The sequence below is a fragment of the Pyxidicoccus trucidator genome, assembly GCF_010894435.1.
Taxonomy (GTDB): Bacteria; Myxococcota; Myxococcia; order Myxococcales; family Myxococcaceae; genus Myxococcus; species Myxococcus trucidator.
The window spans coordinates 56195-72358 of the sequence record NZ_JAAIXZ010000029.1; the positions used below are offsets into that span (position 1 = coordinate 56195).

Annotated in this window: 15 protein-coding genes; 5 read left to right on the plus strand and 10 right to left on the minus strand. The window is 71.3% G+C overall.

What is annotated here, in order from left to right; genetic code table 11:
• Window positions 1–201 precede the first annotated feature (201 nt).
• Window positions 202–2058, minus strand: coding sequence for a glycoside hydrolase family 15 protein (locus G4D85_RS45565; protein WP_164020863.1), 1857 nt, complete (start codon window positions 2056–2058; stop codon window positions 202–204).
• 141 nt (window positions 2059–2199) lie between these two features.
• Between G4D85_RS45565 and G4D85_RS45570 the strand changes: the two genes are divergently transcribed.
• Complete coding sequence (locus G4D85_RS45570) at window positions 2200–5892, plus strand: VIT domain-containing protein (protein WP_240359906.1); 3693 nt, start codon at window positions 2200–2202, stop codon at window positions 5890–5892.
• Between the two features lie 36 nt (window positions 5893–5928).
• Window positions 5929–6273: a hypothetical protein gene (locus G4D85_RS45575; protein WP_164020867.1), complete on the plus strand. Its 345-nt coding sequence runs from the start codon at window positions 5929–5931 to the stop codon at window positions 6271–6273.
• Window positions 6274–6282: 9 nt separating this feature from the next.
• Here the strand turns inward: G4D85_RS45575 and G4D85_RS45580 are convergent, their stop codons facing one another.
• The 3 genes from G4D85_RS45580 to G4D85_RS50530 form a co-directional block, all read right to left on the minus strand.
• On the minus strand, window positions 6283–6852 hold the full coding sequence (locus tag G4D85_RS45580; RefSeq protein ID WP_164020869.1) for an imm11 family protein: 570 nt from the start codon (window positions 6850–6852) through the stop codon (window positions 6283–6285).
• Between the two features lie 20 nt (window positions 6853–6872).
• The gene (locus G4D85_RS45585; protein WP_164020871.1) at window positions 6873–8165 is read right to left on the minus strand and encodes an AHH domain-containing protein; all 1293 of its coding nucleotides are present in this window, start codon (window positions 8163–8165) and stop codon (window positions 6873–6875) included.
• Window positions 8166–8506: 341 nt separating this feature from the next.
• Window positions 8507–8632 carry a hypothetical protein gene (locus G4D85_RS50530; RefSeq protein ID WP_275900405.1) on the minus strand — a complete coding sequence of 42 codons (126 nt, stop codon included), beginning with the start codon at window positions 8630–8632 and terminating at the stop codon, window positions 8507–8509.
• On the opposite strand from G4D85_RS50530, the gene G4D85_RS45590 reads away from it, so the two are divergent.
• The 3 genes from G4D85_RS45590 to G4D85_RS45600 all read left to right on the plus strand — a co-directional run bounded on the left by G4D85_RS45590 (window position 8624) and on the right by G4D85_RS45600 (window position 10961).
• Window positions 8624–9235 carry a transporter substrate-binding domain-containing protein gene (locus G4D85_RS45590; RefSeq protein ID WP_164020873.1) on the plus strand — a complete coding sequence of 204 codons (612 nt, stop codon included), beginning with the start codon at window positions 8624–8626 and terminating at the stop codon, window positions 9233–9235. The genes G4D85_RS50530 and G4D85_RS45590 overlap by 9 nt on opposite strands.
• Entirely contained in the window at window positions 9232–10218 is a 987-nt protein-coding gene (locus G4D85_RS45595; protein WP_164020875.1) for a cation diffusion facilitator family transporter, read from the plus strand. The genes G4D85_RS45590 and G4D85_RS45595 overlap by 4 nt, the downstream gene beginning before the upstream one ends.
• A gap of 257 nt (window positions 10219–10475) precedes the next feature.
• The gene (locus tag G4D85_RS45600) at window positions 10476–10961 is read left to right on the plus strand and encodes a hypothetical protein (protein WP_164020877.1); all 486 of its coding nucleotides are present in this window, start codon (window positions 10476–10478) and stop codon (window positions 10959–10961) included.
• 10 nt (window positions 10962–10971) lie between these two features.
• On the opposite strand, the gene G4D85_RS45605 is transcribed toward G4D85_RS45600, so the two are convergent.
• The 6 genes from G4D85_RS45605 to G4D85_RS45625 all read right to left on the minus strand — a co-directional run bounded on the left by G4D85_RS45605 (window position 10972) and on the right by G4D85_RS45625 (window position 16155).
• Entirely contained in the window at window positions 10972–11724 is a 753-nt protein-coding gene (locus G4D85_RS45605) for a helix-turn-helix domain-containing protein (RefSeq protein WP_205525999.1), read from the minus strand.
• Window positions 11721–11852 carry a hypothetical protein gene (locus G4D85_RS50535; RefSeq protein ID WP_256445442.1) on the minus strand — a complete coding sequence of 44 codons (132 nt, stop codon included), beginning with the start codon at window positions 11850–11852 and terminating at the stop codon, window positions 11721–11723. The genes G4D85_RS45605 and G4D85_RS50535 overlap by 4 nt, the downstream gene beginning before the upstream one ends.
• A gap of 95 nt (window positions 11853–11947) precedes the next feature.
• Window positions 11948–12871 (minus strand): hypothetical protein, encoded by a 924-nt coding sequence (locus G4D85_RS45610; RefSeq protein WP_164020881.1) that lies wholly within the window; start codon window positions 12869–12871, stop codon window positions 11948–11950.
• Window positions 12872–12953: 82 nt separating this feature from the next.
• Complete coding sequence (ypfJ, locus tag G4D85_RS45615; RefSeq protein WP_164020882.1) at window positions 12954–13820, minus strand: KPN_02809 family neutral zinc metallopeptidase; 867 nt, start codon at window positions 13818–13820, stop codon at window positions 12954–12956.
• Between the two features lie 149 nt (window positions 13821–13969).
• Entirely contained in the window at window positions 13970–15532 is a 1563-nt protein-coding gene (locus G4D85_RS45620; protein ID WP_164020884.1) for a GMC family oxidoreductase, read from the minus strand.
• Complete coding sequence (locus G4D85_RS45625) at window positions 15529–16155, minus strand: hypothetical protein (RefSeq protein WP_164020886.1); 627 nt, start codon at window positions 16153–16155, stop codon at window positions 15529–15531. The genes G4D85_RS45620 and G4D85_RS45625 overlap by 4 nt, the downstream gene beginning before the upstream one ends.
• Between the last annotated feature and the right edge of the window lie 9 nt (window positions 16156–16164).

The following is a 16164-nucleotide window of genomic DNA, read 5'->3' on the forward strand; positions in this document are numbered from 1 at the left end:
GTCTCTCCAAGGAAGCGGGCCGCGCGGCCCGTCCTGCCATTGAACTGTAAGAGCAAGCGATATACCAGACTCTCCCTCCCAGTGCCTTCCCCCAATGCCTTGCGTCCTGGTGGGACGCGCCCGCGTCTCACCAGGACGCAGCGCCCTGGACGAAGGCACGCACCCCGACGGACGTGGACTTCACCCGAGGCGCACCCGGCCTCAGCCGGCGGGAGGCGCCGCGTCGGTGGACTCCGCCGGCCTGCCCGGGTGCTCGCGCGCCTGGGAGATGGCCCAGGCCGCGTTCACCAGCCCCACGTGGCTGAAGGCCTGCGGGTAGTTGCCCAGCAGCACCCGCCGCTCCGGGTCCACCTCCTCCGCCAGGAGCCCCACGTCGTTCGCATACGACGCCGCGCGCGTGAAGGTGACGGTGGCCGCCTCCAGCTCGCCCGCCAGCGCCTGCACCTGCGCCAGCCAGAAGGTGCACAGGAGGAACGCGCCCTCCTTCCCCTCCAGCCCGTCGTCCACGGAGTAGCGGTGCACGAGCCCGTGCCGGTCCGTCAGGTGCGCCTGGATGGCCCGGACGGTGGAGCGCACGCGCGGGTCGTCCGCGGGCAGGAAGCCGACAATCGGAATCATCAGGCAGGCGGCGTCCAGCGCGTCCGAGCCGAAGGACTGCGTGAAGGCGCCCACCTGCTCGTTCCAGCCCTCCTCCAGCAGCGCCCCGCGGATGTCATCACGCGTGCGGCGCCAGCGCGCCACCCTGTCCTGCGCCTCCAGCCGCTCCGCCAGCGAGACGGCCCTGTCCAACGCCACCCAGCACATCAGCTTCGAGTGCACGTGGTGGCGCGGCTCGCAGCGCAGCTCCCAGAGCCCCTGGTCCTTCTCCCTCCACCGCGTCGCCGCCAGCTCCGCCGAGTCCACCAGGAAGCGACGGAACGTTCCATCCACCCGCTCCAGCAGGTCCTCCAGCCGGTGCACCGAGCACAGCAGCTCGCCGTACACGTCCAGCTGCCGCTGAGACCATGCATCATTGCCCACCCGCACCGGCGCGCTGCCGCGCCAGCCGGAGAGGTGGCACAGCTGGCGCTCCGTGAGGTCGTGCTCTCCGCCCACGCCGAACAGCGCCTGCAGCTGCTGCCCGCTGGCGAGCTGGGACTGCGCCGCGTCCGCCAGGAACTGGAAGTAGCGCTCCGCCTCGTCCGGGCACGCCGCCACCCACAGCGCGTCCAGCGTGAAGCTGGCGTCGCGCACCCAGCTGTAGCGGTAGTCCCAGTTGCGAATGCCGCCCAGCACCTCCGGCAGCGACGTGGTGGGCGCGGCGATGATGGCCCCCGTGGGCTGGAAGGTCAGCCCCTGCAACACCCGGCCGCTGTGGTGCACCAGCTCGCGCCACGGGCCCTCGTAGCCCTGGTGCTCGTCGGACCAGGAGCGCCACGTCTCCACCGTGTCCTCCAGGCGGTGGGCAATCTTCTCCTGCGTCCAGAGCGCCGTCGGCGCGTCGTAGGCGAGGTGGTGCTGCACCGCGAAGCCCGTGGACTCGCCGGCGCGCAGGGTGAAGGTGGCGCGGACGTCCTGGCCCTCCAGCCGCAACGGCACCGCCGCCGCCACGAGCAGCGCCTCCGCGCCTCCCCGGCACTCCACGCCTCCGGCCCTGGGGCGCAGCGTCGGCGAGACGAGGCCGTACTCCGGCCTGGCGCTCAGCTCCAGACTCAGCGCGACTTCGCCCGCCGTGCACGTGACGCGGCGCAACAGCACTCCGGGCGAGGCTCGCCCCAGCTCGTGCCCGCGCTCCTGGCTTCCCATCGCCAGCGCGTCCACCAGCACCACCGTGCCCGTGGGGGTGTGGAACGTCGTCTCGAGCACCAGCGTCCTGTCCCGGTAGCGGCGGGTGGCGCGGGCCTCGCCGTCGGGGCGCAGCGAGAAGTGGCCCGCCTTCGCGTCCAGCAACCTCGCGAAGACGGAGGGCCCGTCGAAGCGCGGGAAGCAGAGCCAGTCCACCGAGCCCAGCCGGCTCACCAGCGCCGCGGAGCGGCAGTCCGACAGCAGCGCGTAGTCGCCGATGGAGAGCGTGCTCATTCGGGTTCCTGACGGTTCAGGGTTGGGATGACCCGCCCCGCCCACAAGCAGGGGCAGCCGCCCGGCCCGGGACTGGGACGCCCGGGTGGGGGGTAGGCGACGGGGCGGGTGGTTGGGCTAACGTCCTTCACCATGCCCCTCATGCGCCTCTCCACCGCAGTGTTGCTGACGTGTCTCGTCGTGGCGGGCTGCAAGCGCGACTCGCCATCGACTCCGCAGCCTCCCGCCGAGGCACCTCGGGCCGCGCTGTCCCCGGGCTTCGAGAAGGCCGGACTCGTTGCGCCCTCCACCGCACCCGGGCAGCCGGACCCGGGCGAGGTCGACCTCGCGGAGCTGCGGGACTCCGTGGCCGACCCGCAGGTGCTCAGCGAGGACCAGATTGCCGAGATGACTCGCGCCGCCCTCTCCGAGGACCTGCGGCACCGCGAGGCTCAGCAGGCGCGGGCCCAGCTGGCACGGGCGGAGAGCGAGCGGGATGAGGGCGAGGTGCGGGAGGAGGCCGCGGCACAGGCAGAGGTGCTCCATGTCGAGCGTCCGCTCCCGCCCAGGGCCGCCCCCACGGCCGCCCGTGCCCCCACGAGCGCCGCGGCTCCCGCCCCCGCGGATCCCCAGATGGAAGCCGACGACGGCGTGGTCGAGGGCGGTGTCGTCGGCGGTGTCGTGGGTGGCGTCGTGGGCGGAGTGCTCGGAGGGGTCGTGGCCGAGAGGCCCGGCTCCGGGGGCGAGCCAGAGCCCAAGACCCCGGTGCTCGAGCAGAAGCGCCGGTCAATCATCCAGATCATCAAGGGCGGCGGTGGAAACGGCTCCAGTCCCTCCGCGGCCAAGCCCTCCAAGAAGGCCCCCGACGACGGCGAGGACCTCCCCACCCCCGTGCTGCCCAAGGTGGAGGCCGCCCCCCGCGCGGCCAAGGTGCTCGTCATGGACGAGGCCGGCCGCTACCAGCCCCTGAAGACTCGCGCCGTCCGCGTGGTGACGTACATCCAGGGCTCGCGCGCCCGCACCGTCGTGGACCACCTCTTCGAGAACGACACGAACCGCGCCCTCGAAGGCACCTTCTACTATCCGCTCCCCGGCGGCGCCGCCGTGGCCGGCTTCGCCCTCTACTCCGGCGCCGTCGCCGTCAACACGCCGTCCCTCTTCCAGTCCCCGGACTTGCTGCCGCCGCTGGGCGACGACTCGGCCCGCGTGGAGGAACTGGGCGCGTCCGCGCCTCCCAGCCCGAAGGGCGCCCGGCGCTCCTGGGGCGAGCGCCAGGAGGCCCGCGTCGTCGAGCAGAAGCGCGCCCGCGAAGTCTATGAAGAGATTGTCCGCCGCAACGTGGACCCCGCCCTGCTGGAGTGGGCCGGCGCCTCCACCTTCAGCGCCCGCGTCTTCCCCCTGCCCCCGAAGTCCCTCAAGCGCGTCGTCATCGCCTACGAGCAGACGCTCATCTTCGACGGCCAGCGCCTGCGCTACACGTGGCCGCTGCCCGTCGGCGCCGGCAAGGACCTCCAGGTCTCCGCCCGCCTCCACGTGGACCCGCGCCAGACGGCGGACATCACCGTGCAGCCCGACGGCGCCGCCGCGCCCCGCACCCTGGGCCCGTGGCGCACGTATGACTTCCCCGCACTGAAGGGCGATGGCGCCCTCGCCGCGGCCCTCACCCCGAAGCAGGCCGACGCGGACGTGCTCGTCGGAAGCGACACCGCGGGCCTGCCGGGCCAGGCCTTCCATGCCCGCGTGCGCCTGCCAGCGCGGCTCACCTCCGACACCCAGGGGCCCCCCACCGGACGCGCCGTGCTGGTGGTGGACACCTCGCTGTCCATCGAAGACGGCAACGCCTGGGCGCTCCAGGCCGCCACCCTGCGCGCCCTGCTGGAGAAGGACTCCTCAATGAAGGAGTACGCCGTCCTCCTCTTCGACGTGCGCCCGCGCTGGCTCCATGGCACGGGCTGGCGCACCAATGACGCCAACCACCGGAAGGAGACCTTCTCCGAGCTGGAGCGCGTCTTCCTCGAGGGCGCATCCCACGTGGACGGCGTGCTGTCCGAGCTGGACCGCGCCGGCGGCGAGTGGCTGAAGCCCGCGCAGGCCGGGGAGAAGGTCACCGCCTTCCTCCTGTCCGACGGCAACGTCACCTGGGGACAGAGCAACGTCGAGTCGCTCATCTCCCGGCACTCCAGCGCGGAGTCCTTGCGCTGGGTGACGTACCGCTTCGGCGAGGCCGCCGTGAATGGCGAGCTGTTCGACGCGCTGGCCCGCTCCAGCGGCGGCCGGGTGGTCAACGTGCTCTCCGGCTCGGAGGTGGACGCCGCCGCCCTGGCCCACCGCGCCGCCTCCGTGGTGCTGGAGCGCGTGGAGGTGAAGGGCTCCGCGGTGAAGGACCTCGTCGTCGCGGGCCGGCCACACCTCGTCTTCCCGGGGCAGGAATTGCTGGTGGCCGGACGGCTGCCCGAGGACGGTAGCGCCGAGCTGGAGGTGGTGACTCGCGCCAATGGCGAGGAGCGCGTGCTGCGCGTGCCCCTGCCCCGTGACGTGGACAGCCCCTTCGCCCCGCGCGCGTGGGCGGAGCTGTTCGTCGCGCGGCTCGTGGCCCTGGATGACGAGCGGTTGGACAGGATGGCCGTGGCCCTCAGCCAGCACTACCGGCTGGCCAATGCGCGCGCGTCCATGCTCGTGCTGGAGTCCGAGGCGGACTACAAGCTCTACGCCATCCGCGACGAGCGCGTGGAGCTGACCGACCTGGAGGCCCTGCGCCGCCGCGAGCAGGACCAGCGCCGGGACAAGCTCCAGGGCATCGCCCTCGACGACGTGCCGCAGTCCGGACAGGACGTGGTGCGCGGGCTGACCGAGCACCGCACCGCCCTGGCCGCCCTGCTCCAGCGCCAGCCCCTGCGCGAGGACCCCTATGCCGGCGGCGAGGAGCGACTCCAGGCCGAGCAGGCCTACCGCCAGGCCCGCCGCGCCAACCGCGATGACGTCATGGTCTACGAGACGGTGGCCCGCAAGCGCGCCTTCTCGGGAGACACCTGGGGCGCCGTGCGCGCCCTGTCCTCCCCCGTGGAGCTGCGCCCCAAGGACGCCGAGGCGCTGCGGCTCGTCGGCTACGGCCTGCTGGCCATGGGGCAGTACCCCGCCGCCGCCGAGCTGTTCGAGCACGTGCGCCTCAACCGCCCCTTCGAGGGGCAGGCCTTCCTCGAAGAGGCGCTCGCCCTGGACGCGGCGGGACGCTACGCGGAGGCGGCGCGGAACTATGAAATCGTCCTCGCCCGCGGCTGGTCCCGGCACACGTCCGAGATGCGCGTCGTCGCCCGGTACCACTACGCGCGGATGCTGTGGGCGCTGACGCGGCATCCTCGCGCGGAGCCCGTCATGGCCGTCATGCGGGCACGGATGGACGAGCTGGGGGGGAAGGACGTGGACGAGCGCGTCCGGCTGGAGCCCATCGACTACCAGCTCACGACGCACTGGAACTCGGACAGCACGGACATCGACCTGTGGGTCATCGAGCCGAACGGCGAGCGCTGCTTCTACCAGCACAAGAACACCCGGCTGGGCGGGAAGCTGTTCTGGGACATCACCGATGGACTGGGGCCGGAGCTGTACCACGCTCGCACCGCCGCCCCCGGGCCCTACAACGTCGTGGTGCACTACTACGGCAACCGCTCGTCCCGGTTCGTCGTGCCCACCGCCCTGCTGCTCGTGAGCGACCGGGGCGTGTTCGGCCAGGACGCGCCGCACCGCCGCCGCTTCCAGCTGCGCATCCTCCCCAAGGACAATGCCCGGCTGCTCCTGCGCCGGGAGGAGCTGGTGGCCCGGACGAAGGACACGGTGTCCAGCCAGTCGCCACAGTGAGCCGGCGCGCCCACCGCGCGCCGTGAGAGGTCCGCGATGAGCCATGGACGGAAGTCCCGAGGACCGATTGGCGGGGTGAAGGGCATCCGCCGCGTCGAGGGCGCGGATGCCGTTCCCCGCATCCGTGCTCCGGAGCGGGTGTCCGGGGTGGGGGCCATTGAAGCGCGGGAGGGTGGGCGGAGGTCGTTCTCCGAAGCGCTGGAGCGGGCGGAGCGCGGACTGCACAGCGCGGAGCCGCTGCCGCTTCCCGTGGCTCGGCGGACGGTGGCGCTTCCGGAGCGGCGGACGGTGGATGAGGAGGAGGCCATGCGGCTTCCGGAGCCGTTGCCCGAGTCGTTCATTGGACTGCTTTGGTGGAAGGTGAAGGGCCGGCTTCCTTGAGGGCGGCGCCTACACCTCCGTGAAGGTCATTCCGGTGGCGCCCGTGCGCTCCAGGGCGTCCTTGATGTCCTCGGTGACGACGAGGACGATGGTCCAGCCCCAGGGGCGGAAGACCTTGGCGTCTCCTACTCGGGACTTGTCGATGCGCATGCCGACGACGTTGCGGTATTCGCCGGCTCGCTCGGGCTGGTCGTCCTCGTCCTCGGGCACCCAGCGCTCCACGTGCTCCGAGGCCGCATCGTCGATGCAGTCCACCAGACGCGAGGCATTGATGAGGACGTAGGGCACCGGCTGGCCTTCCACCTGGATGGGCCAGGTCTGGACATCTCCAGGGGCCAGGGAGGTGAACACGTCAGCAACCGTGGGGTGAACGACGGGAACTGCTCCAGCATCCGCCAGGGAGAAGTCGAGCGGATTGCCGGCCTGGAAGAGCCCGACCGTCAGGGGTTCCGTCACGGTGGCGGGACGACCCCGCGTGAAGAGCCAGCTGCCAGCGTTTCCGCCTCTGCCGTCAACAGGCGTGTCAAGGTACCAGAGACCGGGGATGTAGAGGTTCTGGTCCAGCTCGAAGTAGCGCATTGGAAGGACTTCTATCTTCCTCAGTCCTCGGTGAGAAGCCGCCGCAACCTGCTGCCGGGCGTGGAGAGCTCCCGCGCGATGCGCCGAAGTTCGCGCGTCAGGCGCTGACGACAGATTGCCACGGAAGAGCAGGCAATGGTCGCGTCCCGCACCCGTCGCAAGACCACCTCGTGGTACGCCTTCGGGTGGGGTCCTGCGTGCCCCCGGATGCGTATCAGGTTCGCGGGGTCGTTCTTCAACGACATCTCCGCTGTCCGGAATATCTTCTCGAAGAGGGGCGTCCACGGCCCACCTTCCGCGTCGGAGACGTTGTTCTTGTCCGTGCAGATGTGGTGCACCGTCCCATCCGGGTCGCCCTGGATGGCTCCCGGGCCCAGGGCCACCATCGCCACCGCGCCGGGCGCGAGGCTGATGACGACGCTGCCCTCCACCACCGCCACCGCGCTCACCTGCTCAATCGCCGCCAGATTGACTCCCAGCTGCGACGCGCTCAGCGCCACCGCCGCACCGAAGCCCGGCAACAGCGGCAGCCTCGTCGCCAGCCACGTCCCGGCGCCCACCGCTCCCCTGCCCGTCACCAATGCCACCGCGAGCACGAAGACACGCGCTCCCTCCGTGCCCAGCACCCGACCGAAGCGCGCTCCCGCCTCCTCCAACTCCTGGAACGTCGTGGCCCGGTCCACCGCGAGCTTCAGCGCACGGCAGGCCTTCACCACCTCCAGGAAGACCTCCATCCCTACGTACGCCAGCACCAGCACGGCCACCGTCGCCGCCGCCTTCGTGAACAACGGCTCGGGATTCGCCGCCAGCAGCGCCCACGACACCAGCGCCGACACCACCACCGTCTTGAAGAAGGTCGGGCTCAGCGTCCCTTCCACCGCGTCCGCGAGGCTCTCGTGCATCGGGTCCAAAGACAGCCCCACCGCCAGCTTCAGCCTGTCCACGGCACTGAAGCCCAGGCCGTCTTCCAGCAACGACAGACAGTCGCCGGGCCCTTCGTGCGCCTGGCACCAACGCCCATAGCCCTTGCGGAGCGCCACCTGCAGCGCCTTGTCCATGGCGCCGCCATGAGTCGAGGCGCGCACCAGCCACCCGGCTTCGGGCGGACGCAGGGACAGGGGAAATTCGAGCACCAGCCTCGCGAGGGCCTTCTCGAAATCGCCTTCGCCCACCTGGACGGAGCGGCTCGACGTGGGCGGCGTGTACGCCAGAGGCTGGCCCGTGCCCGTGTCCAGACGCACCACGCGCGCACTCGCGCAGCCCACCAGCAACGGCACCAGTGCGAGGGCACACCACCGGAGGCTCGTTGGCATCAGCCCACCATAGCCGTAACGTCCGCAGCTATCGTCAGGTGCCCTTGATTCGATTCCGCGTGTCGCCGGACGCGGGATGGCAGCAAGCGCGGCGTCTCACTCCGCCATCCGGAAGGTGACGGCTCGACTGCCGGGGCATGGGGCGCTGGCTTCGGGCCCGAAGCGGTTCAGTGGAGTGCAGGCAGCCTGGCGAGCCCATGCTCTCGGGGACGCACGGCATTCCTACTCTCCTGGCGCCCTGCGCGTCGCGTTCCCAACCTTGAGGGGCAGTCCTCGTGGGGACCACCCACGCACCGGGGAGGGAAGAAGCCTTGCGACGGAGCGGGCGGAGGTTGCCGAGGTCAGGTGCGCTCGCGGCGGGACTGCTGGCACTCGCCGTTGGCGCCTGTGGCCTGCCCAGGGACACCGAAGGCACCCAGGAACGCATCCAGCGCGAACGTGTCCTTCGCGCCGGACTCGTGCGGCATGAGCCCTGGGCCTGCCTCCGTGACGGCAAGCCCGCCGGCCCCGAAGTCGAGGCGGTGGAGCAGCTCGCCTCGAAGCTGGGCGCGCACGTTGTCTGGACCGTGGCCCCTGAATCCGAGCTGATGCACGGCCTGAAGGAACACGCCCTGGACCTCGTCGTCGGCGGCGTGTCCGCGAAGTCCCCCTGGGTGAAGGACCTTGGCGCCGGGCAGCCCTTCCTCACCACGCGACTGCTCGTGGGCGCACCCCCTGGACAGTCCGTGCCCGAGCAGCTCGAGGGCGCCTCCGTCGCCGTCGCTCCGGGCAGCGTCGCCGGCCCCCTGCTCGAAAAGAAGGGCGCCCGCGTCCACGAGGCAGACAGGCTGCACCAGGCCCCAGGTCTTCGCGCCGCCTGGGACTGGCAGCTCGAAGGCTGGGGCTACGTCCCCGGCCCCAAGCCCCTGCGCGAGGAGAAGTGGGTCTGGGTCGTCCCCTCCGGAGAGAATCGCTGGCTGCTCACCGTGGACCGCTTCGTCCTCGCGCAGGCGACGGACATCCGCCAGGGCTTGCTCGCGCTGGCACGCTCGGGCCCCACTCCCGGCAGCCCGGAGAAGACCCGGCCATGAGGTGGCTCCCGAAGAAGCTTCGCGCCGACACCGCGCTCTCTCATGGGGACACCTCGGACCTGCCCCCCGACAAGAAGCACGTCCTCAAGCGCGCCCGGCGCCTGGAGGCGTGGTCCCTCGTCTACCTCGTCTCCGCCATCACCTTCATCTACCTCACCCTGGGCTCATCCCAGGCCATGAAGGCCGCATGGCTGGAGGACGTGCTCAGCCTCATCCCCCCCATCTCGTTCCTCGTCGCCAGCCGCGTGGCCCACCGCAAGCCCACCGCCGAGTACCCCTACGGCTACCACCGCGCCACCACCGTCGCCTATCTCGTGGGCTCCGTGACGCTGCTGACCCTGGGGCTGTGGCTCCTCGTCGAGTCCGTCCTCAAGCTCGCCCGCATGGAGCACCCCTCCATCGGCAGCGTCCAGCTGTTCGGCCATACCGTGTGGCTGGGCTGGCTCATGCTCGCGGCCCTGGTGTGGACCGGCGTGCCCTCCGTGCTCCTGGGGCGCGCGAAGCTGCCCCTCGCCGAGGCACTCCACGACAAGGTGCTCCACGCCGACGCGCTGATGAACAAGGCGGACTGGCTCACCGCCGCCGCCGCCAGCTTCGGCGTGCTCGGCATCGGCCTGGGCTGGTGGTGGGCGGACGCCGTCGCCGCCGGTGTCATCGCCGTGGACATCGCCTGGGACGGACAACGGCACCTGCGCACCGCCCTGGGAGACCTGATGGACCGCGCTCCCCGCACGCTGGACCCCAAGCACCATGAGCCGCTTCCTCGCCAGCTCCGCGACGCCGTGTGCGGCCTGGAATGGGTAGAGGACGCCGAGGTGCGCGTGCGCGAGGACGGGCATGTCTTCTGCGCCGACGTACAGCTCGTCCCTCGCGAGCGCGGGCCAGAGCTCGTCACCCGACTGAGCAACGCCGCCGAGGACCTCAAGCGCCTGGACTGGCGGCTGCGCGAGGTGCGGCTCTTCCCCGTGGACCGCCTCACCTGAGGACGAGCCCGGTGTCCGAATCCGGGCGGAGCCAGACGCCCACACCGGCGTGACACGGAAGACACTTCGTCCGCGCCAGCGGAGCGGTGTCCGCTCCACACGGCGACACCTCCGCCAGCACCAGCCGGTCCTCCGCTGCCTCGGAGGAAAACGCAGACCTGCCCTCCCGTCACATTCCGCTCCCGCGAGCGCGGGCCTATCCCATCGCTGCTGCCGTACGCACCCGCCCTCTCCCACCCGTACCCGGAGCACGCCCCATGGCCGCCACGAACCCGATGCCGACGACGTCCAACCCCTCCATGCCCACCGGAATGAACCCCATGATGGGCATGCCGATGATGGGGATGCCCATGAACCCGATGATGGGCATGGGCATGCCGATGAACCCGATGATGGGCATGGGCATGAACCCCATGGGCATGCCCATGAACCCGATGATGGGCATGGGCATGAATCCCATGGGCATGCCGATGAACCCGATGATGGGCATGGGCATGAACCCCATGGGCATGGGCATGCCGATGATGATGCCCATGATGATGCGTCAGATGGCGCCGATGATGGTCCGGATGACGTGTGAGATGGGCAAGGACGGCATGATGTGCCGGATGATGCCGATGGACGGTCAGGACATGGCGATGATGAAGGAGTGCTGTGACGCCATGAACGCCATGATGGCCATGGGCGCGCCGGTGATGATGATGTGCAACGGCATGCCGATGATGATGTGCACGGCCCGCTGAAGGGCTCGCCTCAGCCGACTTCCTCGGCGTACGTCATCACCAGATACATGCGCAGCTCGTCCGGCCCCACGTTGCGGTAGACGTGGGGCTTGTCGGCCTCGAACAGGATGGCGTCACCCGCGGTGAGCAGGTGGCGCTCCGTGCCGACCTCCAGCTCCAGCGCGCCGTGTGTGACGATGAGGTTCTCCAGCGTCCCCGGTGGATGCGGCTCGGCCCGCTCCTCGCTGTTGCCCTTCAGTTGCAGCTCGTAGAACTCCACCCGCCGGGGCTCGTCGAACGGGAAGAGCGCCCGCGACACGAAGCCGCCGTCGTGCGAGGTGAGCCGCTTGGCCTCCCGCGCCCGCATCACCCGCGTGCCCGCTCCGCCCGTCATGCTGATGAGCGCGGAGAAGGGCAGGTCCAGCGCGCGGGCAATCTTCCAGAGCACGTTGATGGTGGGCGCGCTCTGCCCCAGCTCAATCTGCCCCAGCATCGCCCGACTCACACCCGACGCCTTCGCCAGCCGCTCCAGCGACAACCCTCGCTGGCCGCGCAGCCGGCGCAGGTTCTTGCCCACCACCGGCGCCAGGTCCTGGTCCGCGTCGGCGGAGGCCACCTCGTAGGCCCACGCCTTGTCCGGGTCCGCGGGGGCCGCCGGGGAGGCGGGCGCTGGCTCAGCGGGCGGCCGGGGCGAGGGCGCCGCTTCCGGCTCCCTCGCTTCGCGGGGGCCGCGCTCTGGAGCGTCTGTCTTCCGCCGACCCGTGTTCTCCCGAACCGACTTCATACCGGCCAGACTACTACCCACACCCAGACGGGCATCCAGGGCCGCACCGGCGCGGGGCGCATCATCTGACACTGCTCGGCTTCACGCTTCTTGCGGAAGTCCTGCAGGTCGATGACCGCTGCGCTCATTGGGGGCCTCCTGACTCCAATATCCGTTATGGCGGACGAATCGTCAAGGCAACGGAAAGTGGCCGCCACCCCTGGGGATTCCCGGTCCTGGAGCTTCAGAAGGCGAAGCCCAGGCCGAGGTAGGGGCCGTGCAGGCGGTCCTGGTGGGCGATGCCGTCCACCACGCCCAGGTCGTCCAGGAAGAGGCCTCGCCAGCCGCCTCGCAGCACGAAGCCCCCCAGGTGCAGGGCGAGTCCCGCCGTGCCGTCGAGCTGCCGGTAGGGCAGCGGGGTGAATTGCGCCCGCGCCTCCACGTCCAGCGGCCCCAGCACGCACGCCTCGACCGAGACGGCCACGCTGGGCCCCACCAGGGTGACGTCCGGCGCCTTCGCGGTGCTCACCCCCGCCTCCGCGCGGACCCGCACCCGCTCGTCGACGTGGAGCGAGTGGCTCACGTGCGCCTCCACCAGCGTCAGCCGGTCCACCCCCTCCGTCCCGTCGTCGGCGGGCAGCGCCAGCCGGACGACATTCGCCGCCACGCCGAAGCGCCGCCCCTCCAGGCCGAAGTACAGGTCCATGCCGCGGGCCTCACCCGCCGGCAGCACACCCTGCACGCCCATGCGCAGCGACAGCGGTGCGGCGTGCCGGCGCTCTCCTCTCTCGCGGGGCACGAGCGTGGCTTCCGGCTCTCCTTCCAGGTGCGTGCCGTTGGTGGCGATGGCGTACACCAGTCCCTCCAGCATCAGCCGGAGCAGCCCGCCCACGATTTCCTCGCCCAGCCCCCGCCCGGCGCTGGCGCAGCAGCCTGCTCCGTCCGAGTCAGAGTCCGAGGACGAGTGGCTCCCCTCCTTCGAGGGTTCCTCGTCGTCGTCGTCGTCGTCGTCATCGTCATCGTCGGTGCCGATGGCGGTGGCCTCATGGGGCTCGTCCTTCGGGGCGTCCGAAGGGGTGCCGCGCTTGCCGAAGCGCGCGTCCGCCGCTGGAGCCGCAAGGAGGCTGACGGCAAGCGCCGCGCACAACAGGGCCCTGGGTGCTGGCATGTCCCCCTCCGAGGCAGGTGAGCGCGGAGCAAGGTCCGCACCCACCATTCAAGCCCGGAGTGGGGTGGAAACGCCAACCGGCTCAGCGCCCTCGCGAGCCAGCAGCGTTGAAGGTGTCACACGCCGCCAGCGTCCCCTGCTCCAGCCCGCGGCGGAACCAGCCCACGCGCTGCTCGGCGGAGCCGTGGGTGAAGGACTCGGGGACCACGCGGCCCCGTGCTCGGCGCTGGAGCGTGTCGTCGCCAATGGCCGTGGCCGCGCCCAGGCCCTCCTCCACGTCGCCCTCCTCCAGCACCTTGCGCTGCTTCTGCGCGTGGTGCGCCCAGATGCCGGCGAAGCAGTCCGCCTGCAGCTCCATCCGCACCGACAGCGCGTTGGCGTCGCGCTGGGACATGCGGCTTCGCTGCGCGTGCACCTGGTCGGAGATGCCCAGGAGGTTCTGCACGTGGTGCCCCACCTCGTGCGCCACCACGTACGCCTGCGCGAAGTCACCCGGCGCGCCGAAGCGGCGGTCCAGCTCGTCGAAGAAGCCCAGGTCCAGGTACACGCGCTGGTCCGGCGGACAGTAGAAGGGGCCCACCGCGGACTCCTGCGTGCCGCACGCCGACTGCACCAGGTCCGTGAAGAGCACCAGGCGCGGCTGCTGGTACGTCACCCCCTCGGCTTGCAGCAGCCCGGGCCAGGTGTCCTCCGTGTCCGCCAGGATGACGGAGACGAAGTCCTTCAGCTCGTCCTGCCTCGGGTCCACCGGCTGCCCCGAGCCGCCCGTGCCCGGGTCCTGGTAGCCGCCGCCCCCCGACACCACGTCCGAGGGGTCTCCGCCGAGCAGCATCACCAACAGCGCCACGACGATGGAGGCGGCCCCGCCGCCCACCGCCAGCGGACGGCCCAGGCCACTGCCCCGCCGGTCCTCGATGTTCGAGCTGCGACGTCCTCCCTGCCACCTCATGCGGCCTGCCCTCCTGATGGGTCCTCGCTCGCAGGAAGGTAGGCAGTCCGCCGAGGCGGAGTGGCCGCCCCGCCTCCCCCTCGCCTGGAAGTACGCAGACCAGGCGAGGAGGCGTCAGGCATCAGGGCTGCGCCATGAGGGAGCCCGGCTCAGACGCGCCCGCCCACCGCGGCGGCGACGTGCTGGCTGCCCCAGTGGGCAAGGCCGAGGATGGTCTCCATGGGGTTGACGCCCAGCGCGGTGGGGAAGACCGAGCCGTCCACCACGAAGAGGTTGTCCGCGTCCCAGTAGCGCAGCGTGCTGTCCACCACGCTCGTCTTCGCGCTGCCGCCCATGGCGCACCCGCCCATCTGGTGCGCGCTGGCCACGCGACACAGCAGCGGCGCGTAGGGCGCCCTGTCCAACAGCCCCACGTCCTGCTCGCTCCGCATCACCACCGGCGACGAGTGGGGGCTGAGCACCTGCTCCGCGCCCGCGGCGAATTGCAGACGCGCGGAGACCTTCAGCGCCTCGCGGAAGCCCTCCCAGTGGAAGTCCGTGAGCGGGTACTCCACCTTCACCCGCGAGTACTCGCGCTCGCCGCGCAGCGCCACCGTACCGCCCTCGTCGCCGGGCTGCACGCCGTCCAGGGTGATGGAGATGAGGGCGTTGGCGTAGGGCAGTTGCTCCATCATCTCCTGATGCGCGGCGCCGAAGCCCGGCATCGTCACCGAGGCCAGGACGGGGTGGATGGGCGGCACCTCGAGGAGCCAGCCCAGCTTCCCCGGCCCCCGGTCGATGAACTCGCGCGAGTAGACGGTGAGCGGTGCGCCGTAGAAGGCCTCCACGCGCTCGCGGAAGCGGCCCGTGGACACCACCACCGGATGCAGGAAGAGGCGCTTGCCCACGCGCCCGCGCGCGGTGAGCCCGCTGCGCAGCAGGAGCGCCGGGGAGTTGATGGCCCCACCGCACACCGCCGTCACCTTCGCCTTCACCGTGAGCCGACGGCCCGAGGGCCGGTCCGTGCGCGGGTCCAGCACGTCCGCGTGCACCGCCGTCACGCGCATTCCCTCCAGCTCCAGCTTGCGCGCGCTGACGTTGGCGAACAGGCGCATCCCCTGCTCCACCGCGTCGGGAATCAGCGTCACCAGCATGGACTGCTTCGCGTCCGTGGGGCAGCCCAGGCCGCAGGCGCCCAGGGCCGCGCAGGCCTTCACGTTGCGCTTCACCGTGCCCCGGCTGTAGCCGAGCTTGCCCAGGCCCTCCCAGAGGAGCTGGTTGTTGCGGTTGGCCCGTTCAATGGGCCAGTCGCGAATGTGCAGCCGCTCCTCCAGCCAGTCCCAGTGCGGCGCGAGGGTGGCCTCGTCCAGCCCCTTCACGCCGTGCACGTCGCGCCAGCGCTGGAGGATTTCCGGCGGGGTGCGGAAGCTGGCGCACCAGTTGACGGTGGTGCCGCCACCCACGGTGCGCCCCTGGAGGATGCTGATGGCCAGGTCGTCCGTCGCCCGGTTGGCCAGCTCCTGGTACATGGCCGGGTACGCCGTGGCCTCCTTCAGGTCGAAGTCCCGGCGGGTGCGGTAGCCGCCCTCCTCCAGCATCACCACGTCCAGGCCGCGCCGCACCAGCTCATGGGCCAGCACCCCGCCGCCCGCCCCGCTGCCCACCACGCAGACATCGCAGGTGACGACACGGTCTTCGGTCAGCTCATCCCCCGTGAAGATGCGGCCGCTCATGGCGTGGAGCCCTCCTTCTGCGTCAGCGGCGCGGGGCGCGGGCCCTCGCCCTTCCAGGGCACCGCGTTCGCGTCATGGAAGCCCTCCGGCGCGAGGTAGCCCGCGGCCGCAGCCGTCGCCGGGTGCATGTAGTAGGCGCTGTACACCAGCGTGCGCAGCGCATGGTGCCCGGTGCGCAGCAGCATCAGTCGCGACGTCCTCCAGTCCTCGAAGGCGGCGTCCTGCGCCTCGGGGGACAGCCGGGAGAAGGGCGTGACGCGGCCCGCGAAGAGGAAGCCGGCGAGCGCGTTGTCGAAGAGGCCGAGCAGCTCCTTCACCTCCTTCGCGACGGCCGGGTCTCCCCGCGCGAGCAACCCGTCCGCCGTGAAGGCCACGCTCGCCGTGTCCGCATCCGGCCAGCCGGGACGCGGCGGGAAGGCGCGCCGGGCCAGGGCCTGGAGCGCGGCGTACTCGCGCGCGCCCAGCACCCGGAGCCCCTCTGGAGGCAGCGGGAGCGACAGCCCGTCCCGCGAGGCCAGCACCGCGCTGCCGCCCAGTGCCAGCAGCGCTCCCCCGAAGAGCCCTCGCTTGAGGAGACTTCGTCGCGTCAGTGCTTCCGGTGCGGCGGGTCTTGGCGCGTTCATCCCATCCTC